The organism is Xanthobacter pseudotagetidis, from assembly GCF_043194795.2.
GTDB lineage: Bacteria > Pseudomonadota > Alphaproteobacteria > Rhizobiales > Xanthobacteraceae > Xanthobacter > Xanthobacter tagetidis_A.
Genome location: NZ_CM195534.1, coordinates 3699819 through 3713434, shown reverse-complemented (window position 1 = coordinate 3713434; position 13616 = coordinate 3699819). Strand labels below are relative to the sequence as shown.

Genomic DNA, 13616 nt, shown 5'->3' with positions numbered 1-13616 from the left:
GCATTCCGCGCGCGGCGCGCCCCCCGTTTGCCTCCGCTGTGCGGGCGTGTATGGTCGCCCGCCGATTTTGCTCGAAGAGACCTTTTTATGGCGCGCGACACGTTGGATGCGACACCCATTTCCTCGCGCGACGAGCTCGTCGCCTGGATGGAGAAGGGGAACAAGCCGCAGAGCGCCTTCCGTATCGGAACCGAGCACGAGAAGATTCCCTTCACCCTCTCCCGCCATGAGCCGGTGCCCTACGAAGGGCCCAAGGGCATCCGCGCGCTGCTGGAAGGCATGCGCATGCTGCTCGGCTGGGAGCCGATCATGGAGGGCGAGACCATCATCGGCCTCGCCGACGTGACCGGCGGCGGGGCGATCTCCCTGGAGCCGGGCGGCCAGTTCGAATTGTCCGGCGCGCCGCTGTGCACGATCCACGAGACCTGTTCGGAATTGAACGCCCATCTCGCCCAGGTGCGCGAGGTGGCGACCCCGCTCGGTATCGGCTTCCTCGGCATCGGCATGAGCCCGAAATGGTCGCGCTCCGAGACGCCGGTGATGCCCAAGGGGCGCTACAAGATCATGTCCGCCTATATGCCGAAGGTGGGCACGCTCGGCCTCGACATGATGTTCCGCACCTGCACCGTGCAGGTGAACCTCGATTTCTCCTCCGAGGCCGACATGGTCAAGAAGATGCGCGTCGGCCTCGCGCTCCAGCCCATCGCCACGGCGCTGTTCGCCAACTCGCCGTTCACCGAGGGCAAGCCCAACGGCTTCCTCTCCTTCCGCTCGGAGATCTGGCGCGACACCGACAACGACCGCTCCGGCATGCTGCCCTTCGCCTTCGAGGACGGCTTCGGCTTCGAGCGCTATGTGGACTATGCACTCGACGTGCCGATGTATTTCGTCAAGCGCGGCGACGCCTATGTGGATGTCGCCGGCTCCTCCTTCCGCGATCTGCTCGCCGGGCGCAACGCGATGCTCCCCGGCGAGACCGCGACGCTCTCCGACTGGGTGAACCACCTCTCCACCATCTTCCCCGAGGTACGCCTGAAGCGCTTCCTGGAGATGCGCGGGGCAGATGCCGGGCCGTGGGCGAAGCTGTGCGCGCTGCCGGCCTTCTGGGTCGGGCTGCTCTACGACCAGGAGAGCCTCGACGCCGCCTGGGAGCTGGTGAAGGACTGGACCCCCGAGGAGCGTCAGAAGCTGCGGGACGACGTGCCCCGCCTCGCCCTGGCCGCGCCGTTCCGCAATGGCACCGCGCGCGATCTGGCGCGGCGGGCGCTGGCGCTCGCCGAAGCCGGCCTGAAGCGCCGCGCCCGGCTCGACCGGCAGGGGCGCGACGAGACCCGCTTCCTGGAGCCGCTGGAAGAGGCGGTGCTCACCGGCCGCTCGCCCGCCGAGCTGCTGCTGGAGCACTATCACACCGACTGGAACGGCTCGGTGGAGCCGGCTTTCACCGCGCTCGCTTACTGAGAACGGCAGGCCGCCTCTTCCGGCGGCCTGCCGCGCGGCACCCATGCGTGATGTGCAGAGCGCGGCCGGTCCGGATGCAGCGCAGGCCGGCGCGCGCCGCGCCGCGACAGTCTAGGCTGGCGCTGCGGCATGCGCCGAATCTCATCCATGACGGCGACCGTGGTTCGGCTCCCGATCCCGCCTTCGCCGTGTCATCGCCCAGCCTCAGGCCATGCGGAACCCTTGATGTCCCATCCCTCGCGCGAGGCGCCCCTGAGCCCCACCGACTGGACGCTCTATGTGGCGAGCGTCCTCATCTTCGGCCTCGGCTGGCTGCCCATGCGGCTTCAGCTCGGCGTGGTGGCGCCGGAGATCTCCGCCTTCTGGCGCTTCGTGTTCGCGACTCCGGTGATGTTCGCGCTGGTGTTCGCCACCCGCTCGCGCCTCGTGTTCGGCCTGCGCGACCATGCGCTGTTCCTTGGCCTCGGGGCGTGCCTGTTCTCCTGCAACTTCCTCAGCTTCTACTATGCCGGCTACCACCTGCCCTCGGGGCTGATCTCGGTGGTGTTCTCGCTGGTGGCGATCATCATCCCGCTCCTGTCGGCGCTGCTGCTCGGCGCGCCGCTGCGGCGCGCGCTCTTCCTCGGCGCGCTGCTCGGGATCGCGGGGACGGCGCTGGTGTTCGGGCCCAGCGTCGTCGCCACCTTCTCCGGCGCCAGCGCGGGGGCGGAGGCGCAGGCGCATATGGGGATGGGGCTGCTGCTTGCCCTGATCGGCACCTGCTGCTTCTCCGTGGGCAGCATCCTGTCCGGCGTCGCCGGCCGCCGCGGGCTGCCGCTCCTGTCCATGACCGCCTTCAGCTTCGCCTATGGCCTCTGCGTGCTCGGCATCGCCGCGCTCGTCGGCGGCTCGCCGTTCATCCTGGAGATGACGCCGCGCTATCTCGGCTCGCTAGCCTTCCTGGTGGTCGGCCCGACGCTGTCCGGCTTCGGCATCTATCTCGCCCTGGTGCGGCGCATCGGCGCCAGCCGGGCCGGCTACGGCACGGTGCTCTACCCCTTGATCGCGCTCGCGCTCTCCACCTTCTTCGAGGACTATCACTGGACCTGGTCGGCGGCGTTCGGCATCGCGCTGGTGCTGATCGGGAACATGCTCGTCCTGCGCGCTCCCGCGCCTGCGAAAGGCGGATGACGCCGGTCGCAGGGAACGCCTCGGGACGCGCGGCGCTGCTGGCGCCGCTGGCGCCGATGCAGTAGGTTGTGCGGCAAAGGGACGGCAAGAGGCACGGTGGCGTGCCCGCATTGCCCGCCGTGCCGCTTCGGCACCATCGATGGTAGACTGCAATGTCTTTGAAGGTTGCTCTGCTCGGACTGATCGCCATCCAGCCGGCGTCCGGATATGACTTGAAGCGGACCATCGAGCGCTCGATCTACTACATCTGGAACGCCACTTCCCCGCAGATCTACAACACGCTCGCCAAGCTGCGGGAGGAGGGGTTCATCACCTCCGTGGACCTGCCCCAGCGCAGCAAGCCCGACAAGAAGATCCACGCCATCACCCCCGAAGGGCGGGAGGCGCTGGCGGCCTTCCTGAACGAGCCGATCCGCTCCTCGGTCACGCGCGACGAGGTGCTGCTGCGCATCTTCTTCGGCAATTTTGCCGACCGCGCCACCATCCACCGGGAGCTGCTCTCGAACCTGGAGCGCATCCGCGAGGAATGCACCTACCTGGAATCCGTCGAGGCGCGCATCACCGCCCATCCCGGGCCGAAGATGGAGGCGCGCAAGTTCCAGCTCCTGTCGCTGCGCATGAAGGTGGCGCAGATGCGCGCCATGGAGGACGAGCTGGTCAAGTTCCTCGCCAGCGAGAGCGCCCAGCCGCTGGAGGATTTCGAGCAGGTGTGATCCGGCTTCGACGCCGTCATGCCCCGGCTTGTCCGGAGCATCCACCGGGCCGTCTGCCTTCCGCATCAGGACCTGCCGCCAGCCTGGCCGTGAAGTGGATCCTCCGGACAAGCCGGGGGATAACGGCGGCTCTGGAGAATCCGGGCAGGGGAGAGGTTCGGCCGCGCTCCCCTACTCGCCCGCAGCCGCCGTGCCCCGCACCTCGCTCAGGGTCCTGCTGATGCGGCCCTCATAGCGCGGCCGGTTCTCCTGCGGCGCGGTGAGCGGCTTCACCGGCCGCAGCGTCGCCAGGCACCGCCGGGTCAGCTCCTGGTATTCGAGCGTGCCGCCGCGCTTCCAGCCGAGGTCCTTGTCGGCGAGGGTGCGCACGATGCGCGCGGGGGTTCCCACCACCAGGCTCTTCGGCGGCACCACCATGCGCTCCGGCACGTAGGTCATGGCGCCGATCACCGCGTCCTCGCCGATCACCGCATTGTCCATCAGCACCGCCTGGATGCCGATCAGCACGTTGCGGCCCACATGGGCGCCGTGGATCACCGCGCCGTGGCCCACATGGCCGTCCACGTCGATGATCGCGTCGCCGCCGGGAAAGCCGTGCATGATGCAGCCGTCCTGGATGTTCGAGCCCTCGCGCATGATGACCCGCGCGAAGTCGCCGCGCAGCGACGCGCACGGGCCCACATAGCAGCCGGGACCCACCTCCACGTCGCCGATCAGCACCGCGGTCGGATGCACGAAGGCGGTGGGATGGACGACCGGGACGAGATCCTCGATGGCGTAGCAATTATCCATTCTTCCTGCCCTTCATCGTCCGGATGCGCGGGTGCCGGGGCGGCGTCAGCGCCCGGAGAACACCGGCGCGCGCTTTTCGAGGAAGGCGCGGCGGCCTTCCTTGTAGTCCTCGCTGGCATAGCAGGCGCTCACCATGTCCTGGAGCCGCTGCTCCTGCGCGGCATCGACGGACGGGGTGAGGGCGAGCTTGCAGGCCTTGGCGAGGGCGAGCGTCATGGGCGCGTTGGCGGCGACGGTCGCGGCATAGGCGGCGACCGTCGCCGCCCGCTCGGCCGCCGGCACCACGCGGTTCACGAGCCCCAGCGCCAGGGCCTCCGCGGCGTCCACCTGGCGGGCCGAGAAGAGGAGGTCGGCGGCCACCGCCGGCCCCACCGCCTCGGTGAGGTTGCGCTGGCCCTCGACGCCGTAGCCGAGGCCGAGCCTCGCCGCCGGCACCGCGAAGCGCGAGCCCTCCTCGCAGATGCGGATGTCGCAGCACAGAGCGAGCGCGAGCCCGCCGCCGATGCAGACGCCGCCGATGGAAGCGACGGTGGGCTTGGGGAAGCGCTTCAGCCGGCGGTAGGCGCCGGCCGAGGTCGCGTTGTATTCCGCCACGGCCTCGGCGGTGCCGCGCTCGCGCTCGAACTTGGAGATGTCGGCGCCCGAGGCGAAGGCCTTCTCGCCCCGTCCCGTGACCACCAGGACGCGGACCTCGGGGTCCTGCGCCAGCCGGTCCAGCAGGTCGTTCGCCTGCCGCCACATGGCAAGGTCGATGGCGTTGCGCCGCTGCGGATTGTCGATGACGAGCCGCGCCACCGGCCCCTCGCGCTCCAAGACGATCTGACCCTCGGCCTCGGCCGTCCCGTTCATGCCCGAACTCCCTCCGCCAAAGGCGGTCCCGCGCTGCTCCCAGCTTTCCGCCGGTTCTGTTCTTGTCTGCCGGCGACGCGGGAGAATAGGCCCTCGGGACGGCGGTGGCGACAGGCTGGCCGTGATCAGGCCGTCAGAAAAACGCCTGGATGCCGGTCTGGGCGCGGCCGAGCACCAGCGCGTGCACGTCGTGCGTGCCCTCATAGGTGTTGACCGTCTCCAGGTTCACCATGTGGCGCATCACGTGATACTCGTCGCTGATGCCGTTGCCGCCGTGCATGTCCCGGGCCACGCGGGCGATGTCGAGCGCCTTGCCGCAATTGTTGCGCTTGAGCAGCGAGATGGTCTCCGGCGCGATCTGCCCGGCATCGAACAGGCGCCCGGCCTGGAGGCAGGCGAGCAGGCCGAGGGTGATCTCGGTCTGCATGTCCACCAGCTTCTTCTGCACCAATTGGGTCGCGGCGAGCGGGCGGCCGAACTGCTTGCGGTCGAGCGTGTATTGCCGCGCCGCGTGCCAGCAGAACTCGGCCGCGCCCATGGCGCCCCAGGAGATGCCGTAGCGCGCGCGGTTGAGGCAGCCGAACGGGCCGGCGAGGCCGGTGACGTTGGGCAGGAGCCGGTCGGCCTCCACGAACACCTCCTCCATGGCGATGTTGCCGGTGGGCGAGGCGTGCAGGCTGAGCTTGCCCTGGATCGCGTAGGTGGAGAGGCCCTTCATGCCGCGATCGAGGAGGAAGCCGCGGATCACGCCGTCGTCGGTCTTCGCCCAGATCACGAATACGTCGGCGATGGAGGCGTTGGTGATCCAGCATTTGGCGCCGGAGAGGAGGAAGCCGCCGTCGACGCTGCGGGCGCGGGTCGCCATGGCGCCGGGATCCGAGCCGGCGTCCGGCTCGGTGAGGCCGAAGCAGCCGACGATCTCGCCGGTGGCGAGGCGCGGCAGGTACCTCATGCGCTGCTCCTCGCTGCCATAGGCATAGATCGGGTGCATGACGAGCGAGGACTGCGCGCTCATGGCCGAGCGGTAGGCGCTGTCGACCCGCTCCGCCTCGCGGGCGCACAGGCCATAGATCACGTAGCTGCTGCCGGCGCAGCCGTATTTCTCTGGGATGGTGAGGCCCAGCAGCCCGAGCGCGCCGAACTCGGAGATGATCTCGCGGTCGAACCGGTGCTCCCGGTTCGCCATCAGGATGCGCGGCATCAGCCGGTCCTGGCAGTAGGCGCGGCAGGTGTCGCGCACCATGCGCTCCTCGGCCGAGAGCAGGCTCTCGAGCTGCATCGGGTCCTGCCAGTCGAACGGGGCGTACTTGTTCGACGGCACGGTCGCCACCTTGCGCGGCAGGACGGTCTCGTTGACGGCGCTTTCGCTCATGGCGCTTTTTCCGGTCAGGCTGCGGCGGGGGCGGAAAGGGCCTCGGCGCTGCGATGCGCCTTGGCGGCGAGGTCCAGCTCTCCCAGGTCGGCCAGAACCTTGCCGTATTCGCGCCAGCCGCGCCGGCCGCGCGGGAACTGGGCCACCCGCTCGGAGAGCAGGCTCCGGGCCATGGGCAGGCGGCCGGCGCGCACCGCCGCGTCGATCAGGATCTGCGCGAACAGATCGCGCTGGGCGAGGCTGCCGCCGATGGGCGCGAGCTCGTTGCGCATGGGCCAGAGGATGCCGCAGGCCTTTGCGTATTCGCCGCTCTCATAGGCGATCATGGCCTCGCACAGCGGGATCAGGGTCGCCTGGGTGGTGCGCGCGTTCCACCCCTCGCCCTCGTTGGCGAACACCGCCATGGACCGGATCTGCTCGCGCGCGGTGTCGAACCGCCCCTTGGCGGCGAGCGCGAGGCAGAAATGGGCGTCGCGGAACGGCAGAACGTGGTCGTGGATGCGGGTCGCCGAATGCTCGGCGAGGAGATCCCAGCGGTTGCCCACGTCGACGCCGGCGATCTGCAGGCGCTTGAGGAACGCCGCCTGGTTGGAGACGTCGACATAGGTCTCCGAGTTCAGCGAGGACAGCTCCTCGTCGAACACCCCGAGCGCGCGGTCGTAGTTCTCGGCGACGATGTGGAACAGGCCGCGATGCCACCACACGTGCGCCTTGAAGAAGTTCTTGCTGGCCCAGTCGTCCTTCGAATAGTCGAGCCAGTCGGCGCCTTCGTCGAAGCGGCCCTGCATCTCCATCACATGGGCGACGGAATGGATCGCCCACAAATCGTCCCGGTTGGCCTCCACCGCCGCGCGGCCCCAGCGCTCCGCATCGGCATAGGCGCCGCATTCCTCCAGCGCATAGGCGTACATGCCCTGGACGTGGGAATAGCCCGGCGTCGCCTCGTCCCAGGCGCCGAGCGCGCCCGAGACCACGGAGCGCAGCACGTTGCTGCGGCCGGTGTAGAAGGCCATGGTGTGATGCAGCTTCAGCGCCATCAGGTCCTGCGGCCACTGGTTCAGCACCTGCTCCCAGGCGAGGCAGGCGTTCATGAGGTCGCCCTTCACCCAGGCCTTGAGGGCGGCGAGGTGCCCCCGCTCGCGCTCCGTGACCTCGCCGCCGGCCTTCTCCAGCTCCGCCAGGGTCTGGCGCAGCTTCGGGAACACCGCCGGGTTCTCCAGCATCATCAGCAGGTAGCCGCGATAGCACTGGGCGAGCACGCAGGCCGGGTCTTCGGCGAGCGCGGCCTTCACCTCGGTGGAGGCGTTGGTGCCGTAGTTGAGATAGTCCGCCACCGCGCGGTCGAGATGCTCGACCGCCTTCGGGCTGGTGGTGGTCACGTCCAGGCCGCGGATATCCTGATGCATGGCGGTGTCCCTTCTTTCGCTGCGCGGCGCGGCTTCAGGCCGCGTCGTCGAGCGCGACGCCGAGGCCGCGCAGCACCCGTTCCGGCGTCGCCGGGAAGTGGAAGATGTCGCCGCCGCGCAGGCGCAGGGCGTCCGCCACGGCGCAGGAGATGCCGGCGAGCGCGCCGATGATCGAGCCCTCGCCGCAGCCCTTGAAGCCGCCCAGCGCGCCGGACGGCGTGTTGGCATGGTGCAGCTCGATGTGCGGCACCTCCAGCGCCGAGGGCACGAGATAGTCGGCGAGCGTCACCGTGCGCGGCTGGCCGTTCTCGTCATAGATCAGCTGCTCGTAGAGCGCCTCGCCCACCCCTTGCGCGATGCCGCCGATGATCTGGCCTTCGACGACCGCCGGATTGATGAGGCGGCCCACGTCCTCGGCGGCCACGTAGCGCACGATCTCGACTCCGCCGGTCTCCTGGTCCACCTCCACCACCACCACATGGGCGCCGGCGGCGAACGAGCCGTGCTTGGGATCGTAGAAGGCGGTGACCTCGAAGCCCTTGTTGATCTCGCTCGGAATGTCCTTGGCGGAGAAGAAGCTGTGCTCCGCCAGCTGGCGCAGGGGCAGGGACTTCGTGCGGTCGATGGTCTCGACCACGCTGTCGGCGACCATCAGGTCCTCGGCCGGCACCTTCATGAGAACCGCGGCCACGTCGAGGATGCGGCGGCGCAGCTCGGCCGCCGCCTGGATCACCGCGCCGGAGCCGAACACGGCGGTGCGCGAGGCGAAGGTGCCGAAGCCGTAGGGCGCCATGCCGGTGTCGTTGGTGAGGCAGGCGATGTCGTCGAGGCGGATTCCCAGTTCGTCCGCCGCCACCTGCCGCATGGCGGTGGCGATGCGCTGCCCCTGGGAGGGCAGGGCGGCGGCGATGGTGAGCTTGCCGGTGGTCTCCAGCCGCAGCGTGACCGCGTCGCGGCCGGGCTGGAGCAGGGTGCCCGGGCCGACCGCAGTGCTGGTGCCGAGCCCGGTCAGCTCGGCGAAGCAGACGACGCCGATGCCGCGCAGCCGGCCCTGGGCCAGCAGCTCCTTCTGCTCCCTGCGCAGCGCCTGGTAGCCGGACTTCGCGAGCGCCATGTCGAGGCAGGGCATGTAGCCCACATGGTCGTGCACGAGGTTGTTGCCGTTGCGGAACGGCATCGCGCTCTGGGGGATGATGTTGCGCCGGCGGATCTCGATCGGGTCGATGCCGAGCTCCGCCGCCGCCTGGTCCAGCAGCAGCTCCAGCGAGGCGGAGGCGGAGGGGCGGCCCACGGCCCGGTAGGGGCCGACCGGGGTCTTGTTGGTGGCGACGCCGCGCGTCGTGTAGCGCAGCGCCTTCACCTGGTAGGGGCCGGGCATCAGCCCGCCGGTCTGCAGCGGCTCCATGCCGGCGGACCACAGATAGGTGGAATAGGCGCCGACGTCGGTCCAGATGTCGGATTGCAGCGCGAGGATATGCCCCTCGGCATCGAGCGCCAGCTGCACCTCGATGTCGTGCTCGCGCGCATGGGTCGAGGCGACCATGTTCTCCAGCCGGTCCTCCACCCACTTCACCGGGCGGCGCAGCTGGAGCGCCAGGAAGGCGCAGACGAACTCCTCCGGATAGATGGAGGCCTTCTGGCCGAAGCCGCCGCCGGTCTGCGGCGCCACAACGCGGATGTCGGTCTCCGAGAGGCCGAGATGCTTGGCGAGATAGTGGCGCACCACATAGGGCAGCTGGTGGCTCATCCACATGGAGAGCTTGAACGAGCCGTCGCGCCAGGCGGCGACGCAGCCGCGCCCCTCCATGCACAGCGCCTGCTTGCGGCCGAGCTGGAAGCGCCGCCTGACCACGAGGCGGGCGTTCGCGAAGACGCCGTCCACGTCGCCGCTCTGGTAGTCGCGCCGGATGAGGTAGTTGTTCGGGCAGGTGTCGTGCACCAGCGGGGCGCCGTCGCGCTCGCCCGCGCGGGCGTTGGTGACCACGGGCAGGGGATCGTAGTCCACCTCGATCTGCTCGACGGCGTCCTCGGCCAGCGCCCGGCTCTCGGCCACCACGGCGCAGATCGCCTCGCCGCAGAAGCGCACCTTCTCCACCGCCAGCCAGTGCTGCGTCGACTGCCCGCCGGAGAAGCGGTTGGGCATGGATGTGAAGGGCTCGACCTTGCCCAAGAGCTCGGCGCCGGTGAGCACCTTGATGACGCCCGGCAGCGCGCGGGCGCGGCTCGCGTCCACCTTCAGGAGGCGTGCATGGGCGTGCTGGCTGCGCAGGAACGCCACGTGGTACATGCCCGCCATGGAGATGTCGTTGAGGAAGCGGGCCTCGCCCTCCACCAGCGGGATCGCCTCCTCGGGCAGCACCGAGGAGCCCACCATCCTCTCATTGACGAAGCGCGTGCCGGACATCTCAACCCCGCTGATGGTCGTGCATCGCGGCCGCCGCCGCGCGCACCGCCTCGACGATCGCCTGGTAGCCGCTGCATCGGCAGATGTTGCCGGACAGGTATTCGCGGATCTCGGCCTCGCTCGGGTCCGGATTGCGGCCCAGGAGCTCGATGGCGGTGGCGAAGAAGCCGGGGGTGCAGAAGCCGCACTGGACCGCGAAATTCTCGAAGAAGGCCTTCTGCACCGGATGCCAGGCGCCGTCCGGGTCCTTGAGGCCCTCGATGGTGACGACCTCGCGCCCGTCGGCCTGCACCGCCAGCATCAGGCAGGCGCGCGCGGTGCGCCCGTCCACCGTGACCGTGCAGGCGCCGCAGACGCCGTGCTCGCAGCCGAGATGCGTGCCCGTGAGGTGGAGCTGGTCGCGCAGGAAGTCGGCGAGCGAGGTGCGCGTCGCCACGTCCTTGGTATAGGCGCGCCCGTTCACCATGAGGGTGATGGTCTGCTGCTCAGGCATGGTGCTCTCCCCGGCTGCGCGCCAGCGCGGCGGCAAGCGCCCGGCGGGTCATCACGCCCGCGAGATGCCGCCGGTAGCCCGAGCCCGCGTGCACGTCCTCGGTCGGGTCCACCGCGCCGCGCGCGAGCTGCGCCGCGGCCTCGAACAGCTCGGGCGCGCTCGCGTCATCGATCTGCCGGCCGGCGAGAAGCGCCTCGGCGGCGGTGGCCCGCACCGGCCCCTCGCCCATGCCGACGAGGGTCAGGCGGGCCTCCTCGCACACGCCGTGGCGCAAGGTCAGAAGCGCCGCGGCGCCGCCCATGGCGAAGTCGCCCAGCCGCCGCGAGAACTCCACGAACGCCCAGCCGGTGCCGGGGCGGACCGGGGGATAACGCAGCTCGGCGATCATCTCGCCGGGTTCCAGCGCCGTGGTCATCAGGCCCTGGAGGAAGTCCTCCGCCTTCAGCTCCCGCCGGCCCTCCGCGCTGGCGACGACGACGCTGCCGCCGAGGGTCAGCAGCACGCTCGGATGCTCGGCCGCCGGATCGTTATGGGCGACGCTGCCGCAGGTGGTGCCGCGATTGCGGATGGCGGGATGGGCCACATAGGTCGTGGCCTCGCTCATGAGCGGCCAGCCGTCCCGCACCAGGGGGGAGTGCAGGATGTCCACGTGGCGCACCAGCGCGCCGACCCTGAGCGTGCCGCCGTCCACCTCGAGGCGCGCCAGCTCCTCGATGCGGTTGATGTCCACCAGGACCTGGGGCGCGACGATGCGCATGTTCATCATCGGCATCAAGCTCTGCCCGCCGGCGAGGACACGGCCGTCGGGGCCGGCGTCCCTCAGGATCGCCGTCGCCTCGCCGAGGCTCTTCGGGGCACGGTAGTCGAACACGGGTGCCTTCATCTGCCCCCTCGTTTCCCCTGGAACGGCGCGCGCGGCACTGCGGCCGATCCATTTGCTTTATGATTTGGCGCCGTTCCGCGTTCTGATATGTTAGAACTTACATATTTGATATGAGAAGCTCTAAACCGCGTCAAGCCGAACCCTCGGCCATGAGCTATCTAATTTTCCGGCCAATGACGTTCCGCGATCCGCGGTTGACGCGATATCGACCATCGATTAGCAATAGATAAGTTCATGACTATGTTGCGGCGCAATGTCGCCAACATGAAAGCCAGCGCGCATCGATCGGACGCGGAGACACGATCGAAGGAGGACCGTCCTGCGATGGTATTGACCGCTGCCGCCGTCGTTACGGCATGCCGCGCGGCCGTTCGGCGCACGGCCCTCGAAATGCCCAGGTCGCCCGCAGCCGTCGCGGAGGTCCGTTCATGAAGATGAACTTCCTCGATGGCGGGCGCGTGCGCATGCGCCGGCGCATCTTCGTGCCCGACGCGGCGAAGGAGGAGCAGATCGAGATGCCGGTCATCTCCACGCTGTTCCGCCACCCCAAGGGCAATGTGCTGTTCGACACCGGCTGCCATCCCTCGGTGGAGACCGATGCGGAGGCGCGGTGGGGCGGGCTTGCGCGGCTCATGACGCCCATCGCGCCGCCCGGCACGAACGTGGTGGCGGCGCTCGCCGAGGTGGGGCTCAAGCCCGACGACATCGACATCGTCGTGAACTCGCACCTGCATCCCGACCATTGCGGCTGCAACTGCTTCTTCCGCAAGGCCGAGTTCTTCTGCCACGCGGCCGAGCTTTCGGCGGCCGAGGCCGACGGCGCGGACGCGCAGGGCTATCGCCGCGTCGAGTGGGACCTGCCCATGCGCCTCGACACCGTCACCGGAAGCCATGACCTGTTCGGCGACGGCCGGCTCGTGACCGTGCCGCTGCCCGGCCACACTCCGGGATGCATGGGCGTTCGGGCGGAGCTCGCGGCCGACGGCGTCTTCCTCCTCGCGTCGGACGCGGTCACGCTGAAGCGCAACCTCGATCGCGACGAGGTCCCCATGAATGCGTGGGACCGCGCGCAGCTGCTCGCCTCCTACGAGACGGTGCGCGCCGAGGAAGCGCGCGGCGCCACGGTGATCTGCGGCCATGACGACGAGCAGTGGCGCGCGCTCAGGACCGGGGTGGACGGCTACGAATGACCCGGCGCGCGTGACCTGCCGCGGCGCCGGCACCGAACAATCAAGGGGAGAAAAGAATGGAAACCGGGCTCGAGGGGAAGGTCGCCATCGTCACCGGCGGCGCGCGCGACGTGGGCGGCGAGATTGCCCGCTCGCTGGCGCGCGAGGGGGTGCGCGTGGCGGTCAACTACAACAGCTCGCAGGCCGAGGCGCAGGCGCTGGTGGACGACATCGCCGCTGCCGGCGGCACCGCGCGGGCGGTCAAGGCGGACATCTCCGATTACGAGCAGGTGCGCGCCATGACCGACGGCGTGGCCGCCGACTGGGGCAGCATCGACATCCTCGTCAACAATGCCGGCTACGTGAAGTATCAGCGCTTCATCGAATCCGAGCCCGCCGACTGGCGGCGGCAGATCGACATCTGCCTCTACGGCGCGCTCAACTGCTCGCACGCCGCCGCCAAGCACATGGCGAAGCAGCAGAATGGGCGCGTCATCAACATCGTCGGCGACAGCTCGCGCATCGGCGAGGCGAACATCTCGCTCGCCGCGACAGCGCGCGGCGGCACCATCGCGCTCGGCAAGTCCATGGCGAAGGAGCTCGGGCGCTACAACGTCACCGTCAACACCATCGCCCTCGGCCTGATCGAGACCGCGCACCAGGACCCCGAGTTCCTGGCCAAGAACATGGAGCGCATCGTCAAGGCCTATCCGCTGCGCCGCATCGGCAAGCCGGGCGACGTGGCGCCGATGGTGGTCTTCCTGTCCTCCGAAGGCGCCGACTGGATCACCGGCCAGGTGATCAGCGTCAATGGCGGCTTCTCCATGGTCTGAACCGGCGCCTGGAGCGCACACGGGCCAGTGATCTGACGAACGCTCCATGGCGCCGCGGCGCCATGGAGCCCCCA

At 69.4% G+C, this 13616-nt stretch carries 12 protein-coding genes; 5 read left to right on the top strand and 7 right to left on the bottom strand.

Annotation, left to right across the window (positions count from 1 at the left end; all coding sequences use genetic code 11):
- Window positions 1–87 precede the first annotated feature (87 nt).
- The 3 genes from V5F67_RS16980 (at window position 88) to V5F67_RS16970 (ending at window position 3341) form a co-directional block, all read left to right on the top strand.
- Entirely contained in the window at window positions 88–1458 is a 1371-nt protein-coding gene (locus V5F67_RS16980; protein WP_394021780.1) for a glutamate--cysteine ligase, read from the top strand.
- Between the two features lie 225 nt (window positions 1459–1683).
- Window positions 1684–2628: a DMT family transporter gene (locus V5F67_RS16975; RefSeq protein WP_394021781.1), complete on the top strand. Its 945-nt coding sequence runs from the start codon at window positions 1684–1686 to the stop codon at window positions 2626–2628.
- Between the two features lie 152 nt (window positions 2629–2780).
- A complete protein-coding gene (locus V5F67_RS16970; protein WP_394021782.1) occupies window positions 2781–3341 on the top strand; it encodes a PadR family transcriptional regulator in 561 nt (186 codons plus the stop codon).
- Between the two features lie 171 nt (window positions 3342–3512).
- Here V5F67_RS16970 and V5F67_RS16965 read toward each other — a convergent pair whose 3' ends face one another.
- From V5F67_RS16965 to V5F67_RS16935, 7 genes are all read right to left on the bottom strand, one after another.
- Entirely contained in the window at window positions 3513–4133 is a 621-nt protein-coding gene (locus V5F67_RS16965) for a phenylacetic acid degradation protein PaaY (RefSeq protein ID WP_394021783.1), read from the bottom strand.
- Between the two features lie 45 nt (window positions 4134–4178).
- Window positions 4179–4982, bottom strand: a complete 804-nt coding sequence (locus V5F67_RS16960) for an enoyl-CoA hydratase (protein WP_394021784.1) — start codon at window positions 4980–4982, stop codon at window positions 4179–4181.
- Window positions 4983–5115: 133 nt separating this feature from the next.
- Complete coding sequence (locus tag V5F67_RS16955) at window positions 5116–6354, bottom strand: acyl-CoA dehydrogenase (protein ID WP_394021785.1); 1239 nt, start codon at window positions 6352–6354, stop codon at window positions 5116–5118.
- A gap of 14 nt (window positions 6355–6368) precedes the next feature.
- Window positions 6369–7760, bottom strand: a complete 1392-nt coding sequence (locus V5F67_RS16950) for a tetratricopeptide repeat protein (RefSeq protein ID WP_394021786.1) — start codon at window positions 7758–7760, stop codon at window positions 6369–6371.
- A 34-nt stretch (window positions 7761–7794) separates the two neighbouring features.
- Window positions 7795–10164 carry a xanthine dehydrogenase family protein molybdopterin-binding subunit gene (locus V5F67_RS16945; protein WP_394021787.1) on the bottom strand — a complete coding sequence of 790 codons (2370 nt, stop codon included), beginning with the start codon at window positions 10162–10164 and terminating at the stop codon, window positions 7795–7797.
- A 1-nt stretch (window position 10165) separates the two neighbouring features.
- Window positions 10166–10657 carry a (2Fe-2S)-binding protein gene (locus V5F67_RS16940; protein WP_394021788.1) on the bottom strand — a complete coding sequence of 164 codons (492 nt, stop codon included), beginning with the start codon at window positions 10655–10657 and terminating at the stop codon, window positions 10166–10168.
- Window positions 10650–11540 carry an FAD binding domain-containing protein gene (locus V5F67_RS16935; RefSeq protein WP_394021789.1) on the bottom strand — a complete coding sequence of 297 codons (891 nt, stop codon included), beginning with the start codon at window positions 11538–11540 and terminating at the stop codon, window positions 10650–10652. Before V5F67_RS16935 ends, V5F67_RS16940 begins: the two co-directional genes overlap by 8 nt.
- A 428-nt stretch (window positions 11541–11968) precedes the next feature.
- Here V5F67_RS16935 and V5F67_RS16930 point away from each other — a divergent pair, with 428 nt between their 5' ends.
- Together V5F67_RS16930 and V5F67_RS16925 are read left to right on the top strand one after the other, a co-directional pair.
- Window positions 11969–12730, top strand: a complete 762-nt coding sequence (locus V5F67_RS16930; protein ID WP_394021790.1) for an N-acyl homoserine lactonase family protein — start codon at window positions 11969–11971, stop codon at window positions 12728–12730.
- A 56-nt stretch (window positions 12731–12786) separates the two neighbouring features.
- Window positions 12787–13542 carry an SDR family NAD(P)-dependent oxidoreductase gene (locus V5F67_RS16925; protein ID WP_394021791.1) on the top strand — a complete coding sequence of 252 codons (756 nt, stop codon included), beginning with the start codon at window positions 12787–12789 and terminating at the stop codon, window positions 13540–13542.
- Window positions 13543–13616 lie beyond the last annotated feature (74 nt).

Excerpts from the sequence above, each read along its gene's own strand:
- V5F67_RS16980 (WP_394021780.1), top strand. The coding sequence starts at position 88 with ATGGCGCGCGACACGTTGGATGCGACACCCATTTCCTCGCGCGACGAG.
- V5F67_RS16975 (WP_394021781.1), top strand. The coding sequence starts at position 1,684 with ATGTCCCATCCCTCGCGCGAGGCGCCCCTGAGCCCCACCGACTGGACG.
- V5F67_RS16970 (WP_394021782.1), top strand. The coding sequence starts at position 2,781 with ATGTCTTTGAAGGTTGCTCTGCTCGGACTGATCGCCATCCAGCCGGCG.
- V5F67_RS16965 (WP_394021783.1), bottom strand. The coding sequence starts at position 4,133 with ATGGATAATTGCTACGCCATCGAGGATCTCGTCCCGGTCGTCCATCCC.
- V5F67_RS16960 (WP_394021784.1), bottom strand. The coding sequence starts at position 4,982 with ATGAACGGGACGGCCGAGGCCGAGGGTCAGATCGTCTTGGAGCGCGAG.
- V5F67_RS16955 (WP_394021785.1), bottom strand. The coding sequence starts at position 6,354 with ATGAGCGAAAGCGCCGTCAACGAGACCGTCCTGCCGCGCAAGGTGGCG.
- V5F67_RS16950 (WP_394021786.1), bottom strand. The coding sequence starts at position 7,760 with ATGCATCAGGATATCCGCGGCCTGGACGTGACCACCACCAGCCCGAAG.
- V5F67_RS16945 (WP_394021787.1), bottom strand. The coding sequence starts at position 10,164 with ATGTCCGGCACGCGCTTCGTCAATGAGAGGATGGTGGGCTCCTCGGTG.
- V5F67_RS16940 (WP_394021788.1), bottom strand. The coding sequence starts at position 10,657 with ATGCCTGAGCAGCAGACCATCACCCTCATGGTGAACGGGCGCGCCTAT.
- V5F67_RS16935 (WP_394021789.1), bottom strand. The coding sequence starts at position 11,540 with ATGAAGGCACCCGTGTTCGACTACCGTGCCCCGAAGAGCCTCGGCGAG.
- V5F67_RS16930 (WP_394021790.1), top strand. The coding sequence starts at position 11,969 with ATGAAGATGAACTTCCTCGATGGCGGGCGCGTGCGCATGCGCCGGCGC.
- V5F67_RS16925 (WP_394021791.1), top strand. The coding sequence starts at position 12,787 with ATGGAAACCGGGCTCGAGGGGAAGGTCGCCATCGTCACCGGCGGCGCG.